At 61.7% G+C, this 17,590-nt stretch carries 20 protein-coding genes; 6 read left to right on the top strand and 14 right to left on the bottom strand.

Annotated features, from left to right (window positions below; genetic code table 11):
* Nucleotides 1-6: 6 nt before the first annotated feature.
* From ACN9MO_RS01375 to ACN9MO_RS01330, 10 genes are all read right to left on the bottom strand, one after another.
* Nucleotides 7-1,122 carry a flagellar basal body P-ring protein FlgI gene (locus ACN9MO_RS01375; protein ID WP_057248212.1) on the bottom strand — a complete coding sequence of 372 codons (1,116 nt, stop codon included), beginning with the start codon at nucleotides 1,120-1,122 and terminating at the stop codon, nucleotides 7-9.
* Nucleotides 1,119-1,631, bottom strand: coding sequence for a flagellar basal body P-ring formation chaperone FlgA (flgA, locus tag ACN9MO_RS01370; RefSeq protein ID WP_113132133.1), 513 nt, complete (start codon nucleotides 1,629-1,631; stop codon nucleotides 1,119-1,121). Before flgA ends, ACN9MO_RS01375 begins: the two co-directional genes overlap by 4 nt.
* A 17-nt stretch (nucleotides 1,632-1,648) precedes the next feature.
* A complete protein-coding gene (gene flgG, locus ACN9MO_RS01365) occupies nucleotides 1,649-2,437 on the bottom strand; it encodes a flagellar basal-body rod protein FlgG (RefSeq protein ID WP_057248211.1) in 789 nt (262 codons plus the stop codon).
* Between the two features lie 11 nt (nucleotides 2,438-2,448).
* On the bottom strand, nucleotides 2,449-2,790 hold the full coding sequence (locus tag ACN9MO_RS01360) for a flagellar hook-basal body complex protein FliE (protein WP_057248210.1): 342 nt from the start codon (nucleotides 2,788-2,790) through the stop codon (nucleotides 2,449-2,451).
* Nucleotides 2,790-3,209, bottom strand: coding sequence for a flagellar basal body rod protein FlgC (flgC, locus tag ACN9MO_RS01355; protein ID WP_057248209.1), 420 nt, complete (start codon nucleotides 3,207-3,209; stop codon nucleotides 2,790-2,792). Before flgC ends, ACN9MO_RS01360 begins: the two co-directional genes overlap by 1 nt.
* A gap of 5 nt (nucleotides 3,210-3,214) precedes the next feature.
* On the bottom strand, nucleotides 3,215-3,595 hold the full coding sequence (flgB, locus tag ACN9MO_RS01350; RefSeq protein WP_057248268.1) for a flagellar basal body rod protein FlgB: 381 nt from the start codon (nucleotides 3,593-3,595) through the stop codon (nucleotides 3,215-3,217).
* 166 nt (nucleotides 3,596-3,761) lie between these two features.
* Nucleotides 3,762-4,319 carry a flagellar protein gene (locus tag ACN9MO_RS01345; protein ID WP_113132132.1) on the bottom strand — a complete coding sequence of 186 codons (558 nt, stop codon included), beginning with the start codon at nucleotides 4,317-4,319 and terminating at the stop codon, nucleotides 3,762-3,764.
* Nucleotides 4,319-5,710: a flagellar protein export ATPase FliI gene (gene fliI / locus ACN9MO_RS01340; RefSeq protein ID WP_058323545.1), complete on the bottom strand. Its 1,392-nt coding sequence runs from the start codon at nucleotides 5,708-5,710 to the stop codon at nucleotides 4,319-4,321. The genes ACN9MO_RS01345 and fliI overlap by 1 nt, the downstream gene beginning before the upstream one ends.
* Before the next feature lie 18 nt (nucleotides 5,711-5,728).
* Entirely contained in the window at nucleotides 5,729-6,454 is a 726-nt protein-coding gene (gene flgF, locus ACN9MO_RS01335) for a flagellar basal-body rod protein FlgF (protein ID WP_057248206.1), read from the bottom strand.
* Between the two features lie 2 nt (nucleotides 6,455-6,456).
* Entirely contained in the window at nucleotides 6,457-7,236 is a 780-nt protein-coding gene (locus ACN9MO_RS01330; RefSeq protein ID WP_113132149.1) for a DUF1217 domain-containing protein, read from the bottom strand.
* Between the two features lie 183 nt (nucleotides 7,237-7,419).
* Here ACN9MO_RS01330 and motA point away from each other — a divergent pair, with 183 nt between their 5' ends.
* The 6 genes from motA to ACN9MO_RS01300 all read left to right on the top strand — a co-directional run bounded on the left by motA (nucleotide 7,420) and on the right by ACN9MO_RS01300 (nucleotide 12,772).
* Nucleotides 7,420-8,298, top strand: coding sequence for a flagellar motor stator protein MotA (gene motA, locus ACN9MO_RS01325; protein WP_113132131.1), 879 nt, complete (start codon nucleotides 7,420-7,422; stop codon nucleotides 8,296-8,298).
* Between the two features lie 4 nt (nucleotides 8,299-8,302).
* Nucleotides 8,303-9,247, top strand: coding sequence for a flagellar motor switch protein FliM (locus tag ACN9MO_RS01320; RefSeq protein WP_113132130.1), 945 nt, complete (start codon nucleotides 8,303-8,305; stop codon nucleotides 9,245-9,247).
* 60 nt (nucleotides 9,248-9,307) lie between these two features.
* Nucleotides 9,308-9,916: a flagellar motor switch protein FliN gene (gene fliN, locus ACN9MO_RS01315; protein ID WP_425986254.1), complete on the top strand. Its 609-nt coding sequence runs from the start codon at nucleotides 9,308-9,310 to the stop codon at nucleotides 9,914-9,916.
* A 29-nt stretch (nucleotides 9,917-9,945) separates the two neighbouring features.
* Nucleotides 9,946-10,977, top strand: a complete 1,032-nt coding sequence (gene fliG, locus ACN9MO_RS01310; protein ID WP_057248202.1) for a flagellar motor switch protein FliG — start codon at nucleotides 9,946-9,948, stop codon at nucleotides 10,975-10,977.
* A 272-nt stretch (nucleotides 10,978-11,249) separates the two neighbouring features.
* Entirely contained in the window at nucleotides 11,250-12,326 is a 1,077-nt protein-coding gene (gene flhB / locus ACN9MO_RS01305) for a flagellar biosynthesis protein FlhB (RefSeq protein ID WP_113132128.1), read from the top strand.
* Between the two features lie 5 nt (nucleotides 12,327-12,331).
* The gene (locus ACN9MO_RS01300) at nucleotides 12,332-12,772 is read left to right on the top strand and encodes a hypothetical protein (RefSeq protein ID WP_057248200.1); all 441 of its coding nucleotides are present in this window, start codon (nucleotides 12,332-12,334) and stop codon (nucleotides 12,770-12,772) included.
* 54 nt (nucleotides 12,773-12,826) lie between these two features.
* Here the strand turns inward: ACN9MO_RS01300 and visR are convergent, their stop codons facing one another.
* The 4 genes from visR to cheT all read right to left on the bottom strand — a co-directional run bounded on the left by visR (nucleotide 12,827) and on the right by cheT (nucleotide 17,570).
* Nucleotides 12,827-13,567 (bottom strand): transcriptional regulator VisR, encoded by a 741-nt coding sequence (visR, locus tag ACN9MO_RS01295; protein ID WP_113132127.1) that lies wholly within the window; start codon nucleotides 13,565-13,567, stop codon nucleotides 12,827-12,829.
* Nucleotides 13,568-13,579: 12 nt separating this feature from the next.
* On the bottom strand, nucleotides 13,580-14,320 hold the full coding sequence (visN, locus tag ACN9MO_RS01290) for a transcriptional regulator VisN (protein WP_058323551.1): 741 nt from the start codon (nucleotides 14,318-14,320) through the stop codon (nucleotides 13,580-13,582).
* 827 nt (nucleotides 14,321-15,147) lie between these two features.
* Nucleotides 15,148-16,818 (bottom strand): flagellar basal-body MS-ring/collar protein FliF, encoded by a 1,671-nt coding sequence (fliF, locus tag ACN9MO_RS01285; protein ID WP_058323552.1) that lies wholly within the window; start codon nucleotides 16,816-16,818, stop codon nucleotides 15,148-15,150.
* A 359-nt stretch (nucleotides 16,819-17,177) separates the two neighbouring features.
* Nucleotides 17,178-17,570: a chemotaxis protein CheT gene (gene cheT / locus ACN9MO_RS01280; protein WP_065372393.1), complete on the bottom strand. Its 393-nt coding sequence runs from the start codon at nucleotides 17,568-17,570 to the stop codon at nucleotides 17,178-17,180.
* Nucleotides 17,571-17,590 lie beyond the last annotated feature (20 nt).

Here is a 17,590-nt window from a genome sequence, read left to right as displayed (position 1 = left end):
TCGCCGTCATTGCAGCACTAGCTCCGCTTGAAGGGCCCCGGCCGTTTTGATGCTTTGCAGGATGGCGATGATGCCGTCCGGCTTGACACCGATGTTGTTAAGGCCGGCGACGAGCGAGCGAAGGCTCGATCCGTTGAGGATCGCCACCGTGCCGCCATCGGACTGCGCGTTGATGGTGGTGTTCGGTTCCACCTCCGTTCGTCCACGCGAGAATGGCAGCGGCTGAACCACCGTCGGCGTCTCGCTGACCTCGACGGTCAGGGTGCCGTAGCTCACCGCCACCTCGTTGATGCGAACGTCCTGGCCAATCACGATCGTGCCGGTGCGTTCGTTGATGACGACGCGGGCCGGGACGTCCGTCTCGATCACGATGTTTTCGATATCGGCCATCAGCCGAGCGAGATCGGCCATCTTCGGCTTTTCGACGAGCACGGATTGGGAATCGCGTGCCTCGGCAATGCGACCGCCATATTGCTGGGCGGCATATTTGTTGATCGCCGCAGCCATGCCGACAGCCGTCGAGAAGTCCGGGTTGCGCAGTTGCAGAACGAGGTTGAAGCCGTCCTTGAACTTGGACGGCAGCTCGCGCTCGATGATTGCGCCATTGGGCACGCGCCCGGCCGTCGTCACACCCTGGTTGAGGGTTGCCGCATCGCCCTGCGCGGCAAAGCCCGTCACGACGACGGACCCTTGCGCGACTGCATAGATCTGGCCGTCCGCGCCGGAGAGCGAGGTCATCACCAGGGTGCCGCCGCGAAGCGAGGTGGAATCGCCGAGCGACCCTACGGTCACATCGACGCGGCTGCCGGGGCTTGCGAACGGCGGCAGCGTCGCCGTCACCAGAACGGCCGCAACGTTGCGCGTGCGGGAATCGCCGCCCTGGGTGGAGATGCCGAGATTCTGCAGCATCGCGCGGATCGACTGGTCGGTGAACGGCGAGGCACGCAGGCTGTCGCCGGTTCCCTGAAGGCCGACGACGAGGCCATAGCCGATGAGCTGGTTGTCGCGTCCCGCCTGGAGCGAGGCGACGTCCTTGATCCTGGACGCGCCGAAAGCCGGCGTCAGCGCCGTCGAGATCGCGACGGCCAGCGTCAGGAACCATTTGCAGGCAAGCATTTTCATTTCGCCACCACATGGACAGTGCCGTCGGCCATTACCGTTCCGGAAACGATGATGCCGGTATCGATGTTGCGCGCCCGGATCAGTTCGCCGACGGTGGCATCCTGGAGCGGTGATCCGGCGGCGCTGATAGTCAGGCCGCCATTGCTGAAGACGAGGCGCACGGTGGAGCCGCGCTCGACGGCATACTGCTCGCGCAGTGCGTTTGCGAGGATCACCCGACCGGGCAGAAGCGTGCGCTTGGTGACCTTGCCATCGATTTCGTTGAGGGTCCTGATGTAGCCGTCCGCGAGATCGGGGTTGGTAACGTCGACAACCTCGACGCGGCTGCGGTCGATCGTTTCGCCCGGATAGATCGTCCGGGTCGGGATCACCGCGGTTGGCCGCTCCGCGAGGCTCGCCGAAGGCAACAGGAAAGTGGCGGCAAGCAAGGCGCCAGCCGCCAGACGAAGCGCCTTGGATGCGCTGTCGCCCTTCGATACCTTGATGTCTGCGGATCGGCGAAACATCATGTTTGCCCCCTCTTTCGTTACCTGAGGTTCTTGCTCACCGTGGCCGCCATTTCATCGGCCGCCTGGATGATCTTGGAGTTCATCTCGTAGGCGCGCTGGGCCGAGATCAGGTCGGTGATTTCCTTCACCGGATCGACGTTGGACGCCTCGAGATACTTCTGCTTGATCTGCGCGAAGCCCGGGTCCGCCGGCGTGCCGACGATCGCGTCGCCGGAAGCCGGGGTCTGCTTGAAGAGGTTGTCACCCTGCGGCTCGAGACCGGCCTCGTTGACGAAGTTGGCGATCGTCAGCTGACCGATTTCCTGCATCGCGGGATCGTTGCCGATGCGCACCATCACCTGGCCGGAGCTGGTGAAGGCGATTTCCGTCGCATCCTGCGGAACCGTGATGCCGGGGACGACCGTGTAACCGTCGATGGTCACGAGCTGGCCCTGGGCATTCTTGTTGAAGGCGCCGGAGCGCGTATAAACCGTCTCGCCATCTGGCGTCTCGACCTGGAACCAGCCGCGGCCCATCAGCGCCAGGTCATAGTCGTTACCAGTGTTGACCATGCTGCCCTGGATATGCAGGTTGCGCACGGCAGCCGTCTGGACGCCGAGGCCGATGATCGCGCCTTCCGGTACGATGGCCTGGTTGGAGCGGTTCGGCACGCCCTGGGCGCGCTCGGTCTGATAAAGCAAATCGGAGAATTCTGCGCGGGCGCGCTTGTAACCGGTCGTGTTGATGTTCGCGATGTTGTTCGCGATCACTTCGAGGTTCAGCTGCTGGGCGTTCATGCCGGTTGCGGCAATGGAAAGGGCCTTCATGTCTCGTTCCTTCAGATCTGCATGCGCGCGATTTCGAGGTAGGCGGTGACCACCTTGTCGCGGATGGCGAGTGCTGTCTGGAGCGACTGTTCGGCGTTCATGACAGCATCGACAACTTCACGGGTGTTTGCCTGACCGCGGATGCCGTCGAGCGATGCGCCCTCGGCCTTTTTCATCGCGTTGATTGTGTCGGTCGCCATATCCCCGAGGACCGAGGCGAAGCTTTGCCCCTGCGGCACGCCCGGCGTGGCGGCCGGCATGCCGAAGATCGACGACGAGGAGGATGTGGAACGGGTACCGTCGGTCTCTTTGGTGACCGAGAACGCGCCGAGGGATTTGACTGCATCGATCATTATTGCGAGGCTCTCAACAGGTCGATTGTCTGGGAAATCAGATCGCGGGACTGCTTGATGGTCTGGAGATTGGCCTCGTAAGCGCGGTTGGCTTCGCGCATGTCGGCCATCTCAACCAGGATGTTCACGTTCGGCATCTTGACCATGCCCTTCTCGTCGGCCGCCGGATTGCCCGGATCGAACTCGATGTTGTAGTCCGAATCATCCGTGCCTTGCCGTTCGATCTCGACAAGCGAGGCGCCGCTTGCCCGGTCGACTTCGGCAGCAAAGCTGATGGTCTTGCGGCGGTAGGGTTCCGAACCCGGCGTGTCGCCGGTCGAGCGGGCGTTGGCGATGTTTTCGGAGACGATACGCAGACGGGTCGATTCCGCCTGGAGGCCGGAAGCCGATACCTTGAGGGCTGAGGTCAATGGATCCATGGTTCTTACTTCCGTACCGTCATCAGCATCATGCGGTGAAACGCCTTCACAAGCCCGGCGCTGAGCTCGTAGTCGCGCTTGATCTCGCCGGTCTTCATCATTTCCTGCTCGATCGCGACGCTATTGCCGGACTGCTGGATCTGCACACCGTCGACCATGCCGACTTCGGCAACCTGCGAGGCTTCGAGGCCTTCGGTAAAATGCGCCTTGTGGGTCGCGGCCATCTGCATGCCGGTATCCTGCAGCACGCTTTCGAACGGCTTGACGTCCTTCGCCTTGTAATGCGGCGTGTTCGCATTGGCGATGTTGCCGGCCACCACGTTCTGGCGAACGGTCAGCCACTGGGCCTGCCGGGACGCGAGTTCGAAAAGCTGAATCGGTTGCATCAAAAGCTCCATGCTTGGTGATGCGAACCTAGGCCGGTAATCTTGCGTGGGACTTTCGTCGGAGGTCGCTGCGGTCCGGACGCTTGCATTCCGCTTCGGGCGAACAGCAGCGCGCCGCGCATCCGAAGCGATACGCGACCATCAACTCTGACGATGGGCTGCTAAATCAGTTGGCCTGGTAGACTTCGCCTGACGAGGTGATCATCACCCAGTGGCCGTCTCGCTGCTCGAGCGTGGCAAGCCGGGTGTTGTCAGGCAGGAACGAGCCGATGCGCACGATATACATGCCGCTCGCATCCTCGATCAGCGCCCGGCCATTGGCGACATGCATCAGCTTGAAGCCGGACTTGCCCGGAAAGGGCTGTGACAGCCCCTCTTCCGCAGCCGACCCTTCGGGACCCGGACCGCCGGCGATGCCGGGCACGGTCGCCGTCGTCAGCTGGTCGATCGCCGCCATGGTCTCGCCGTCCGCGTCGGGCATTGCCAGCGGCGAAACCGAGACGACGTTGCGGGCGGCGCGCTCCGGCAGATCGCGGGTGGAACCCTGCCAGAGCGGCGGCATGGTGAACTTGTCCTGGTGGAAGAAGGCGTACCAGGGAAAGAAAGTCGCAAAGGCGGCAAGCGCGACGCCGGTCGCGGCCAGGAACTTGTCGGTCATCGGCATGCGGCTGCTTCGCTTGCGCTGATGAACCATTTCGTCCGCATCGTAATCGGTCACCGCCATCACCTCGCTCTCGCGCCCGGTTGATTGCCCATCGCCGCCGCCTTCAATGCATTGGCGAGATCGGCAAAGGCGTCCTGCGCCGGGCGCTCACCGGCGGTCTGCGTCAGGACGTCATAGATAACCGGCACCTGCTTGATCGCCATGTCGAGGTCGGGATCGCCACCGGGGCGGTAACCGCCGATCAGGCGAAGATCGCGGGTTTCCTCGAAGCGGTGGATCAGCGCCTTCAACCGCGACACCAGCTTTTCCTGGTCGGGAGTCCAGGCCTTGCGCGCCAGGCGCGAGATGGAGGCGAGTGGATTGATCGGCGGATAGCGCCCCTCTTCCGCAAGACTGCGTTCGAGCACGATGTGACCGTCGAGGATGCCACGCGTCGAATCGGCGACCGGGTCGTTGTGGTTGTCACCGTCGACAAGGATGGAGATGATCGCCGTGATCGTGCCTGAGCCTTCGGTACCGGGACCGGCGCGCTCCAGCAGCCGCGGCAGCTCGGTGAAAACGGAGGCCGGGTAACCGCGGGCAATCGGCGGCTCGCCCGAGGCCGTCGCCACTTCGCGGATCGCGTGTGCGAAACGGGTGACGCTGTCGACGATCAGCAGCACGTTGTCGCCATTGTCGCGATAGTGCTCGGCGATGGTGACGGCGGTCAGTGGCGCCATCTTGCGCAGCATCGGGCTTTCGTCGCTGGTTGCCACCACCGCGACCGACTTTGCGAGATTGTCGCCAAGCGTATCCTCGATAAACTCGCGCACTTCGCGGCCGCGCTCGCCGACGAGCGCGATCACCACCTTGTCGAAGGCGTCTGCGCGCGCCAGCATGGAGAGCAGCGTCGACTTGCCGACGCCGGAGCCGGCGAAGATGCCGAGACGCTGGCCGAGGCAGAGGGGCGAAAAGATGTCGATCGCCCTGACCCCGGTGAGAAAGCCCTTCTCGACCCGCTTGCGGCTCATCGACGGCGGCGCGGTGTTGGAGATCGAGCGGCGCACATCGCCCTGCAGCAGCGGCCCGAGACCATCGATCGGCTCGCCGAGCGCATTGATGGCGCGGCCGCACCATTGATCGGTCGGCGCGACGCGGAAGGCACCTTTGCGGATCACGGTGTCATGGATGCCGATCGGATCGCCGGGTTCGATCGGGCAGACGACCACCCGCTCCGGTTCGACCCGCACGACTTCGCCGAGATGGGTTCCGGTGACGCTCTTGTGGGCGACGAAATCACCGAGCCGCACATGCCGCGAAAGGCCGGTCACCGTGTAGTGACCGGGCGAAATCGTCTGCACGTGTCCGCCCGGAGCGATCGAGAATTCGGGCTTTGCGTAGCGCTCGACCAGACCGGCAAGTGCTGCCAGAGAGGTCGATCCCGCGCTTGTCTTCAGGCCTTCGCGTTGCATGCCGGTACCCGTCAGAAATTAGCGACTGCCGCCGAGCGTCTTGACCGCTTCTTCGAGCGATCCCTCGCTGTCACGCAACAGGCCAGTGATGTTGTCGAAGGCGCGCGTGACCATGATCAGCTGCGACATTTCCTGGATGGCATTGACGTTGGATTCCTCGACGAAGCCCTGCATCACACCGACATCGAAGCGATCGACCACCGGCTCGGCCTGCGCCGTCGGCTGAACAGCACTGTTGTCGAGGCGCATGAAACCCTTGCTGAAATCTGCCTCATAGAGACCGAGCGAGGCGACAGCCACGCCGTTCTGATGGATCGCACCATCGGCGCCGACGGTGATCTCGCCGCCGCTGCCGTTGAGCTGGATCGGCGCTCCGCCGGCGTCGAGCACCGGATAGCCACGGATAGTGACGAGTTCGCCGGTATCGGTGAGCGTGAAACGCCCGTCGCGCGTCAGCGCCGGGCCGGATGGCGTCTCGATCTGGAACCAGGCATCGCCCTTGATCGCAAAGTCGAGAGCCGAGCCCGTGCGCGACAGCGAGCCGTTGTTGGTGTTCAGGAACTCCTCGCCCTTGCTGACGTAGGCAACCTTGGTCGGCTTCGTATCACCGAGCATCTGATTGAACTTCACCTCGGTGCCACGGAAACCGACGGTGCCGGAGTTCGCGATATTGTCGGCAAGTGTGTTGAGGCGCTTCTCGAGCGCCATCTGCGACGAAATCGCGACGTAAAGACCGGTTTGCACGTTCAATTTCCCCCGAGTTTCAGGCTGTTGATGGACAGGAGAAGATCGGAAGAGATGCCGTAGCCGCTCGAAGAACCGAAGACTGCGAGCGGATCATAACCGTCCGTTGAATTTTTGGTTTCCCAGAGCGCCGTGAACCGGTCGAGAAACTCGGTCACCTTGCTCGGGTTCTGGAAATCCTTGAAATCGATCGCCGCCTCATAGGCCTCGGCCTGACGATCGACATCGGTTGCCGCGAATTCGTCGGGCAATTGCAAGGCGGTGCGCACCACCTGGGCGAGCGCCTCGTCGGCGATGATGGCGTAGCCACTGCTGATCGTCGGTGCCATGCGCGAAAAATAGAGGGCAAGCCGCACGCCGGCATTTTCCTCACCGGCGTTCTGCTCCAGTGTCTGGCGAGCATATTTGTCGGCGACGCCCTTCTGGGCACGGTCGAAGGATGTGGCGGCCGCACCGTGGGCGGCGAAGTTCAGCGATTCGACGAGCTGCTTGTAGCGGTTGTCGGTCAGCTTGTTGGCAAAGGCGTCGTCCTTGTCGATGCCTTCGGTCAACACCTTGCGCATGAAAGCCTTGGCATAGGCCATGTCTTCGAGACCGTGAGCCTTCATCGCGTAGTTGTAGAGCCTGGTATCGGCAAAGAAATCGTCGATCGATTTGACGTCGCCGATCTTCGACAGGTAGTACTCCGTCTCGCGCGCCACATCCGGCTGCTCGGCAACGCGGGCCAGCGACTTCGTCAAGTCGGCCGTTATCAGCTTGTAGCTCGTGTAGGTCGTGGTCACGATCGGTTCGCCCCTGCCGGAATGACACAGACAGAGCATGCGCCCTGCCTTGACAAATCCTGACCGGATAGCCTTGCGCGAACCTGTTCCGATGAATGACCCCATCGCCCGCACCGGCCAGCCTCACGCAAGGATGAAACCGTATCCCGTTAGCGGAAAATAGGATCGCGACAGGTATCGAAAATGAACATCATCATCGGGCTTCTTGTGACGTTCGGCTGTATTCTCGGCGGCTATCTGGCCATGGGCGGCCACATGGAGGTCCTCAACCAGCCTTTCGAACTGCTGATCATCGGCGGCGCCGGCATCGGCGGCTTCATCATGGCCAACTCGATGAAGGTGGTTAAGGATACCGGCAAGGCGCTCGGCGAAGCCTTTCGCCACAGGGTGCCGAAGGAGCGCGAATATCTCGACACGCTCGGCGTTCTCTATTCGCTGATGCGGGATCTGCGCACCAAGTCGCGCAACGAGATCGAAAGCCACATCGACAACCCGGAAGAATCCTCGATCTTCCAGGCAGCGCCGACGGTTCTGAAGAACAAGGAACTGACCGCCTTCATCTGCGATTACGTACGTCTGATCATCATCGGCAACGCCCGATCGCACGAGATCGAAGCGCTGATGGACGAAGAAATCCAGACCATCACCCACGACAAGATGAAGTGCTATCACGCGCTGAACACGATGGGCGACGCCTTCCCGGCCATCGGTATCGTCGCGGCGGTTCTCGGCGTCATCAAGGCGATGGGCGCGATCAGCGAGGCGCCGGAAGTTCTCGGTGCCAAGATCGCAGCCGCACTCGTCGGCACGCTGCTTGGCGTGTTCCTGTCCTATTCGATCGTCGCGCCGCTGGTCGCCAACATCAAATCGGTGCGCGAGAAGCAGAACCGCCTCTACATCATCGTCAAGCAGACGCTGCTTGCCTACATGAACGGCTCGGTACCGCAGGTCGCTCTCGAATACGGCCGCAAGACCATCTCGGCCTATGAGCGTCCGTCGATCGACGCGGTCGAGCAGGAAATGATGAACCCCGGCGGCGGCGGCGAAAGCAAGGCGGCTTGATCCCATGAATTCCGCAACATCCAACGTTCACGCATTCGACCGGAAACTCCTGGCGCGCATGACCGGCGCGCTCGGCGACGACCGGGTGATCGGCCGGCTGGCGCTCGAACTCGGCCAGGTCTTCGGCGAATTCCTGCCCGACATCTGCCGGGCGGAAACGGGTCTTGACGTCACGATCGGCTATGCCGGTTTCCGGACGGGGCTCCGGCAGGAGCTGATTGCCGGCCTTGGTACCGGCGTGGTGATCAGTAACGTGTCCTTGCGCAACTGGTGCGCGGATTTCCAGATCGGCTGCGACAGCCCGATCATCATCACCCTCGTCGAGGCGCTGCTCGGCGCCGAGCCGGCCGGGATCGAAGAGCCGCAGCCGCGTGCGCTCTCCCAGATCGAGATCGACGTCGCCGTGCCGCTTTTCGAAAAGATCGCCGACGTGTTGCGCACCGCCGTCAACGCGCCGGGCGGTTTCGAAGCGATCGTCGAACGTCCGCTCAACAGCGCATCGCGCCCCAAGCCCGATCCCATGATCGCGGACATCCATGCGGGCGCCATAGACATGACGATCGGCTTCGGCCCGGTCATGTCCACCTTCTCCGTCATCGTACCCCAGAGCGTGCTCCTGAAGACCGCTATCGTCTTCCCCAAGGGCAGCGGCCAGCAGCGCAAGGCGAAGGCCGAATGGACCGAGCAGCTCGAAGAACAGGTTCGCCGCTCTGCCGTCACGATCGAGGCGCGCATCCGGCTCGAAAGCCTGACGCTCGAAACGATCAGCCGGCTGCAGGCGGGCGACGTCATTCCCTTTCACGACGCCCAGGACGTTCGCGTCGACGTCAACGCCAATGGCCGCGACCTTTATGTCTGCGAATTCGGACGATCGGGATCAAAATACACGGTTCGGGTCAAGGATACCCACGGCTCCGAGCAGGATATCCTTCGCCACATCATGAGTTAAATCGGCCTGCCGCGCGCTCGCAGCATGCCTGAGGCAAGCTTCAACTGGAATAGTTCTCACATGGCACCCAAGAAAGCACCCATCAACGAACAGGCAGAAGCCGCTGTCGGAGACATGGAACTCGACCAGGCGATCAATGACCTGCGCGGTGTCCTCAAGCAGGATTCGGATGCGCCGGCAGCCTTCGGCTCGGATTTCGGCAGCGAACCCGCTGGCGCGGCAACAGATTTCGGTAGCGAATTCGGCGCACCGGCCGGCGGCCTCGACGCGTTCGGCGGCGATTTCGGCTCCAGCGACTTCGGCGCCGATCTCGGCGGCGGTTCCGCTTCGAGCGATTTCGGTGGCACGGATTTCGGCGCGACGTCGTTCGACAGCACTGAAGCTGCGATCGACACGCCGCCCGGCAGCGGCATGACGGCCAATATCGACCTGATCATGGATATCCCGATCGACGTCCAGATCGTGCTCGGCACAAGCCGCATGCAGGTGTCCGGTCTCATGAACCTGAGCGAAGGTGCAACGATCGCGCTGGATCGCCGGATCGGAGAGCCAGTCGAGATCATGGTCAACGGCCGGGTGATCGGTCGCGGCGAAATTACCGTTCTCGAAGGCGACGACACCCGATTCGGCGTCAAACTCATCGAGATCAAGGGCAGCAAGAAGTCATAAAACCCGATGATCGGGCGAAGGATGAATCCATGATGGATTTCGAAAGTTTCGAGGCTCAGGCGCTATCAAGGCCGCTGAGCCAGACGGACAAGGCGGCGGCCGTCCTGCTTGCCATGGGCAAGGGCGTCGCAAGCAAGCTCTTGAAGTTCTTCACCCAGAGCGAGTTGCAGTCGATCATCGCCGCGGCGCAGTCGCTGCGCGCCATTCCGCCGCATGAGCTGGAAGCGCTCGTCAACGAGTTCGAAGACCTCTTCACCGAGGGCGCCGGGCTGATGGACAATGCCAAGGCGATTGAAAGCATCCTCGAAGAAGGCCTGACCCCGGACGAGGTCGACGGCCTACTCGGCCGCCGCGCCACTTTCCAGTCCTACGAGGCCAGCATCTGGGATCGCCTGCAGGAATGCGACCCGGTCGCCGTATCGGTACAGCTTGCCAAGGAACATCCGCAGACGATCGCCTACGTTTTGTCGATGATGCCTTCGGGCTTCGGCGCCAAGGTGCTGCTGCAGCTTTCCGAAGAGCAGCGGCCGGACATCCTGAAGCGCGCCGTCAACATGAAGGACGTCAACGCGAAAGCCGCCGCGATCATCGAGAAGCGCGTCATGGAAATGATCGGCGAGATGGAAGCGGAACGCAATTCGGCCGGCCCGGCCAAGATCGCCGAGGTCATGAACGAACTCGACAAGCCGCAGGTGGACACCCTGCTCGCGTCGCTCGAATCGCTCAGCACCGCTTCCGCCAACAAGGTGCGCCCGAAGATCTTCCTCTTCGACGACGTGCTCTACATGCCGCAGCGCAGCCGCGTACAACTCTTCAACGACGTGTCGACGGACATCATCACGATGGCGTTGCGCGGATCGACGGGAGAACTGCGCGAATCGGTACTTGCCTCGATCGGCGCACGCCAGCGCCGCATGATCGAATCCGATCTCGCCATGGGCGATGCCGGCATCAACCCGCGCGACATCGCGATCGCACGGCGCTCGATCACCCAGGAAGCCATTCGCCTGGCGGCCAGCGGCCAGCTCGAGCTCAAGGACAAGGACGCGCAGGCGGCCTGATCGAGCAGGCGCGCCGCATGGGCCCGTCGAGCGGACGGCTGGCGCGCCCCTCCTCACCGTATTTCCTGTTGAGCCCTGGCGAATGCCGGGGCTCAACGCTTGCCTGCCCTGCCTTCCGGGTTCACTACTGCATTTTCCTTGGATCGGCCTCGATTTGAGGAGCACGCAGAAGCTCGACGTGTTGCAACGACCTTTGCGCTCCTGACCGGGCGCACGGCGCTGCAGCAAACGCGATCGACGCTGCCCAGATGTAACCGGAGCCTTCCTGCTTCATGTCTGATGATCAGGATAAAGACAGCAAAACAGAGGCCCCGTCAGAGAAGAAGATCTCCGACGCTGCCGAGAAGGGTAACGTGCCCTTCTCCCGCGAGGCGACGATGTTCGCCTCGACGCTCGCGATCTACATCTTCTTCGTCTTCTTCCTCGCCGACGGCGTCAGCACGATGGCCGAGGCCCTCAAGGACATCTTCGAGCAGCCCGAAGCCTGGCGGCTGGAAAATTCGACCGACGTGGTGGCGCTCATCACCCATCTCGCATGGAAATCGACCGCGCTGGTCGTTCCGGCCTTCGTGCTGCTCATCCTCTTCGGTGTCGGCTCCTCGATCTTCCAGAACCTGCCACGACCGGTTCTCGACCGCGTCCAGCCGAAGCTGAACCGTATTTCGCCGATGGGCGGGCTCAAGCGCATCTTCGGCGTGCAGGGACTGGTCGAGTTCGGCAAGTCGCTGTTCAAGATCATCATCGTCTCCGTCGTCGTCGTGCTGGTGCTGTGGAACAACTACTTCGCGACGCTCGACCTGATGTTCTCCGACCCGATCACGATGTTTTCGACGATGGCGAACGATCTCAACGAGATCATGATCGTCATCCTGTTTGCGACCGCGGTTCTGGCGATCGCCGACCTCTTCTGGTCACGGCACCATTGGTACACCGAACTGATGATGACCAAGCAGGAAGTGAAGGAGGAAATGAAGCAGGCCCAGGGCGACCCGATCGTCAAATCGCGCCTGCGTTCGATGCAGCGTGACCGGGCGCGCAAGCGGATGATCTCGTCCGTACCGCGTGCCACGCTGGTGATCGCCAACCCGACTCACTACGCGGTCGCGTTGCGTTATGTCCGCGAGGAAAGCGACGCGCCCATCGTCGTGGCGATGGGCCAGGACCTGGTTGCCCTGAAAATCCGTGAAATTGCAGAGAAAAATGGCATACCCGTCTTCGAGGATCCGCCACTTGCACGCTCCATGTTTGCACAAGTCTCGGTCGATAGTGTGATTCCACCCGTGTTTTACAAGGCTGTTGCCGAGCTCATTCACAGGGTGCATGCGTCGCAACCAAAACGGATGACATAACTCCGATGAAAAAGTGCGAATTCTCCGAGAAGCGGGAACAGATCGTAGCTGAAGCAATCCGCCCTGTGGCGACCGAACTGCGGCTCATCGACGCCGCCGATTTCATCGCCCTCTTGCGGTTCGAATCCTACGCCAGCCTCGCCGATCTCGTCGAATCCGCGGCAGAACTTTACTTTCTGCCCGGTACGGTCAACTTCGGGCTCGGCGGCAACTACAATCTCGATTGGGATTGCGAGCCGGAAATCGTCCTCGACCTGGAGCTCAAGCCCCGCGGTGTCACCATCTATGTCCGCCTGTCCCTTGGCAACGAGACGGCCGGCATCGAGATCAGCCATATCAGTTTCCAGAACCCGTCGGCCGACCCGGACGAGAACACGGCCTTCCTGGCGCGGAGCCTGGTGGACGCAAAATTCATCAAATCCTACGAACTGCCGCTCGCAAGCTAAAAGAACCGCGCCTGCGCCCCAGTATTCTGCAGATGGCGCCGGCGCTGAATGCGCTTAGCTGATGTAGCCAAGGCGGATCGCCTTGGCGATCGCCTGGATGCGGTTGACCGAATCGAGCTTGGTCGTCGCCGCGCCCAGATAGGCGTTGACCGTATGGACGGAGAGGCCCATGCGCTCGGCAATCTCTTCGCTGATATGGCCGTCGCCCGCCATCTGCAGGCAGGCGATCTCGCGGTCACTCAAGGTTTCGGCCGGCGCCATGCGCTTTTCATCGGCGGCCAGCAGGTCGGTCATGATCATGCAGCTGCGACCATGCAGATCCACCACCTGTTCGGTCGAGGCATCGATATAGCTGCCGGCGAAGATGACGTAGCCGTTGCCCTGGGCGCCGAGCCTGACAGGAAAGGCTATGCCCGAATAGGCAAGCTTGCGCACTTTCAACCGATACGCAAAGGGCGCGAGTTCCGAGACTTCCGCTGCCTGATGCTCCCCTGTCCCGTTCCAAAGCACCGGCAGCAGGGATTGATCGAGATGGGCAACCAGTTCTTCGCCATAGGCGGTTATGAGATCATGCGCGTTCGCTTCGGCCGTGAGACCCCAGTTGTCGAGGACGCAGGTCAGTTTTCGGGCCGTGCCTTTACCGCTGAGGCGCAGCACGGCGAAATGCTTGGCATTGATCTGCCGCTGCATCGCTTGAAGACGCGTGACCAGGGTCGCGGCGCGTGCGGCGCGGTTGCCCTGCCGGGCGAGCTTGTGGTCGTCGTCGATCCGCCCACCACCGAGAAAATGCGTCATCGCGCCCGTTCCTCACACAAGATTGTTGCGCACCGCGTAAGCTATCGCTTCCGATCGCGTCCTGGTCGCGGTCTTGCGCATGACGCTGGTGATGTAGTTATTGATGGTGTTGCGCGAAATTCCGAGGATCACCGCGATCTCTTCGCTGGTTTTGCCCTCGGCGATCCAGAAGAGGCATTCGAGCTCGCGCTCCGTCAACTCGAAGTCTCGATCGTGCCGGACTTCGGCGCGCGTCGTGAAGCTTGCGAGGTAGCCCGCAAGCAGCGTGACGTCTCGCAGGCTCTCCTGCGACAGGATCACGTCTTCCGGCATGAGCAGCATCAGCGAGAAGCGCAGCCGTCCGACGTTGAAGGTGACCGCACAATATTCGCGGCTGATACCGCGCGGCAGGTCGATGTCATCGGGCAGCGCGTAGAAGCACGGCTGCAGCACCGCCAGGCATTTTTCAAGCTCGGTCGTCTTGGCGTGGAGCGACGTGACGACGCCGGAGAGGCGCCGCACCACGTCGAAGGGCCAATCGGAACAGACCACGAAATCGAGCCCGTTGTCCTGCGAGATGTCATAGCGCGCCAGAAGATAGTGGCTCGCGCCGACATATTCGGTCAGCGCCGACAGACCGCTGCCAAGACCGCCCCGACCGGCGACTTCCCCCAGCCTTCGCAAAAGTTGCTCGCGCGAGAAACCGCCGCCGCGTGCACGTGTCGGTGCCGTCGGCAAAGGCCAGACAGCAATGTCTGCTTGCGAAATGTCCATGAGTTCAGCCCCCGTGCCGGATTCACATCCCGGAACTGCACTTGCACTGTCGCCGCCAACAGCCGGCCGAAGCCGAATATTACCACCAGTCGCAGATCAGGACGCGAATCAACTGTTAAAAATGTACATCGGCACGAGAAAAATACCACCGCCCTGTTCTGGCTATTTACTTCACATCCTGTGCATAGACCGAATCGGCCCAGATGGGCCTCGCATGTTCTGCCCAATGACGTTCATCGCCTTTGCCAAGGCACAACACATTGATAGACAACGCATTTCTACTTGAAAACCTGCCGTTCCCGTGCGTCAGCCGCGATCCTGGACAGCGCTATTGGCGTGGTTTTGCCCAACAAACGGGCGCTTATTGCCGAAATTCGAAAATTAGAACCCGAAGAAATTATACTTTGTTTTCACAGCTGTGGCTGAAATGCATCAGGAGTTTTTCGGCTTCTTCTCATTTTACCGATATATAAATTGTGAAATATTCAGAATAAATCTGAGTGAATGCGAAGTTATATTTCAGTTTGACTAGGTATAGCTGGAATCCGGCATAGTAGATGACCGCACCAAATGCACGCCATGCGCGCGAGACGAATCTATAAATTAAGATATCGTTAAAATATTACCATTCTCGGCTCCCACAGGACTCAGCGGCCTCACTTCGAAACTTGAAGCAAATTTGCGGCAGTGGCGGCGGACGCGCCCAGACTCTCACAATATTTGGCCCGGACATGAACGACGCCGCCTGACGTGCGGGAGCGACGCCACAAACACAAATCCCGCCACACGGGCGGGATCTGTCTGATTGCGGCAGGGCTGCGGCGGTATCAGGCGGCCTTGTCGAGGGCCCATTTGCGCAGGATTTTCGCCGCGCGTTCTTCGCTGATCTCGACCATCCGGGCCAGGCGCCTTTCCGGGCCTTCCTTGACGCGGCGGTTGAAGCCACCGTCTTCGCCCATATTGAGCAGGTCGTCGGTGCTGTCGAAGCCGAAGTCCGACCCGAAGCCTTCCATGAGCGCCCCGCCGGCACCAGCATTGGCCGGAGAGAAGTCGGGCAGTTCGAGACCGGCGGCTTCGCCTTCCAGCTGGCCGGCAGTGCTGCCAAACCCGAGCTGGCGGGCGAGCGGCCGCATGCCCCAGACGACCAGTGCGGCCACCACGATAAAGGCAAGGGCATTGATGATGCCGCCGAGGTTGCGGGTCAGGGTTTCCATCACGCCGGGGCCAGCGACGGCCTGATCGAGCAATTGCGTTTCGACGAAGTCCATGGCGGTCAGGGTCACGACGTCGCCGCGGTTCGTATCGAGGCCGGCAGCGGAAGCGACGATCTTCTGCATGTCCTGCAGATAGGCGTCGATCTTCGCCTGGTCGGCCGGCTCGCCGACCATCGCGGCCAGTCGGCCACGGTTGACGACGACCGCAATGGAGAGGCGTTCGATCGTGTAGCTGTTCTTGACGGTAGCAATCGTCTTGCTGTTGATCTCGTAGTTGGTCTGCTCTTCCTTTTTCTCGGCCTCGTCGCTCGACTTCGGGCCGGCGCCGCCGCTCGGGGCAGCCTGAGGAATGTTCTGCTGGACGGTCGCGGCATTGTCCGGCTGCTGCTGGCTGGACTTCTGCTCTTCCTTGGTCACGCGCGTGGAGCGTTCAACCCGCGATTCCGGATCGAAGACCGTTTCCTGGATCTGCTGGGTATCGGTGTTCAGCCGCGCGGTGACACTCGAACGGAAATTGTCCATTCCGAGGAAGGGCGCCAGCGCGTTGTCGATCTTCTTCTCGAGCTCGGTCTGCACGTTCTGGACGACGCCGAGCGACTGGTTGAGAGCGCTGTTGGCCGGATCGTCGCCGGAGGCGAGCAATTGTCCGGTCGAATCAAGCACCGTCACGTCATCGACGTCGAGCCCCGGTACGGAAGAGGCGACGAGATGGCGAATCGAGGCGGCGGCGCTGCGGCCAACGGTGGCGCTGGCGCGGATCATGACCGAGGCTGTGGGGTTCTGGTCCGCCTTGCGGAAGCTGCCGCGCTCCGGCATCACGATGTGGACGCGGGCGGCGGCGATGCCGGAGATCTGCTGGATGGTGCGGCCGATTTCGCCTTCGAGGGCACGCACCCGCGTCACTTCCTGCATGAAGGAGGTGAGGCCGAGCGAACCGACATTGTCGAAGAGTTCGTAGCCGGCATTGGCACTGCTCGGTAGGCCACGCTCGGCGAGGAGCAGGCGGGCCTTGCTCGTCATGCCGACGGGAACCTGGAGGCTGGCGCCATCGGAGCCGACATTGAAATCGATATTGGCCTCAGCCAGCGCGATGCTGATCTGGGTGACATCGCTGCGTTCGAGCCCGACATAGAGCGTTTCGAACGAGGGTCTGTTGACGTAAATGCCCGCCCCGAGCACAAGGCCGACCGCGACCATGCCGGCTGCCGCCAGCGCGATCAGCTTGCCCTGCCCAAGATTGCTCAGGTTCTTCGTGACCGTCGAGAGTTGATCCAACAGACTCATTCTGTTTCCGCACCCAGTATCGCAGAGCTTTCAAGCCGGTCATCGGCCAAACGCCCTGCGCAGTTCCAACATTCGGGTATGCTGGGTATCGACATGCTTTGTATCGACTTCCAATGCGCGCGAATCTACCAGCCCCGATCGGGACCGTAGGAAACGAAACTTGCGCGAAATTGGCTTGATCGGCTCGGGTCGCCGATCGAATGGACGCATCGGTAGAGTTATCCACTGACTGATGAGAGCCCGTGAAGGCGAATATCCGGGGTAAGCGGCATGAGCGGAGCGCTGGTCTGCGCGCCGCAAGCCGCTGATTTTGCGGCGCTATTGACAGATTCGTGCGTCGCACAGACTTCCGACGAGCGTCAGAACGCCTCGAAATCACCCGCTGCCTTGGTCAGCGGCTGGGAGTGGCCGTGGCGCAACATGCCGTTGCCAAGTGCCTTCTTCATATCGGCAAGCTTGACGAGACTGACGGCGGTGGTCACGTCGACGAGCCAGTCGTCGGGGATCGACGCCGTTATGGTGTCGATGAATTCCGCCAGGCCACGCGTCTTCTGCACGGCGAGGTCGATGCCCTGCAGCAGCATCATCTTGTCCGGATTGGCGAGCGCATCGGCCCCCTCATCACCTGCCAGCTGCGGTTCGATCCGTTCGATCAGATAGGCGACGTCATGCAGCTCGGTGACGATGCGCATCAGCACTTCGGGCAGTGCTTCTTCCACGTGCGGCATGTGGCCCTGGTAGTCGGTCTGCATTGGTATGTCTCACGTGGCTC

It is taken from the genome of Ensifer sp. R-19 (assembly GCF_049905105.1).
GTDB lineage: Bacteria > Pseudomonadota > Alphaproteobacteria > Rhizobiales > Rhizobiaceae > Ensifer.
Note: the sequence above shows the minus strand (reverse complement) of the source record. Positions and strands in the feature narration are given on the sequence as shown.

Bases quoted from the DNA above. Each gene is read 5' to 3' on its own strand.
- ACN9MO_RS01345 (WP_113132132.1), bottom strand. From the start codon at position 4,319: ATGGCGGTGACCGATTACGATGCGGACGAAATGGTTCATCAGCGCAAG.
- fliG (WP_057248202.1), top strand. From the start codon at position 9,946: ATGATGGATTTCGAAAGTTTCGAGGCTCAGGCGCTATCAAGGCCGCTG.
- fliN (WP_425986254.1), top strand. From the start codon at position 9,308: ATGGCACCCAAGAAAGCACCCATCAACGAACAGGCAGAAGCCGCTGTC.
- flgA (WP_113132133.1), bottom strand. From the start codon at position 1,631: ATGATGTTTCGCCGATCCGCAGACATCAAGGTATCGAAGGGCGACAGC.
- flgC (WP_057248209.1), bottom strand. From the start codon at position 3,209: ATGGATCCATTGACCTCAGCCCTCAAGGTATCGGCTTCCGGCCTCCAG.
- flhB (WP_113132128.1), top strand. From the start codon at position 11,250: ATGTCTGATGATCAGGATAAAGACAGCAAAACAGAGGCCCCGTCAGAG.
- flgG (WP_057248211.1), bottom strand. From the start codon at position 2,437: ATGAAGGCCCTTTCCATTGCCGCAACCGGCATGAACGCCCAGCAGCTG.
- ACN9MO_RS01360 (WP_057248210.1), bottom strand. From the start codon at position 2,790: ATGATCGATGCAGTCAAATCCCTCGGCGCGTTCTCGGTCACCAAAGAG.
- ACN9MO_RS01300 (WP_057248200.1), top strand. From the start codon at position 12,332: ATGAAAAAGTGCGAATTCTCCGAGAAGCGGGAACAGATCGTAGCTGAA.
- visR (WP_113132127.1), bottom strand. From the start codon at position 13,567: ATGACGCATTTTCTCGGTGGTGGGCGGATCGACGACGACCACAAGCTC.
- fliI (WP_058323545.1), bottom strand. From the start codon at position 5,710: ATGCAACGCGAAGGCCTGAAGACAAGCGCGGGATCGACCTCTCTGGCA.
- visN (WP_058323551.1), bottom strand. From the start codon at position 14,320: ATGGACATTTCGCAAGCAGACATTGCTGTCTGGCCTTTGCCGACGGCA.
- fliF (WP_058323552.1), bottom strand. From the start codon at position 16,818: ATGAGTCTGTTGGATCAACTCTCGACGGTCACGAAGAACCTGAGCAAT.
- motA (WP_113132131.1), top strand. From the start codon at position 7,420: ATGAACATCATCATCGGGCTTCTTGTGACGTTCGGCTGTATTCTCGGC.
- cheT (WP_065372393.1), bottom strand. From the start codon at position 17,570: ATGCAGACCGACTACCAGGGCCACATGCCGCACGTGGAAGAAGCACTG.
- ACN9MO_RS01320 (WP_113132130.1), top strand. From the start codon at position 8,303: ATGAATTCCGCAACATCCAACGTTCACGCATTCGACCGGAAACTCCTG.
- flgB (WP_057248268.1), bottom strand. From the start codon at position 3,595: ATGCAACCGATTCAGCTTTTCGAACTCGCGTCCCGGCAGGCCCAGTGG.
- ACN9MO_RS01375 (WP_057248212.1), bottom strand. From the start codon at position 1,122: ATGAAAATGCTTGCCTGCAAATGGTTCCTGACGCTGGCCGTCGCGATC.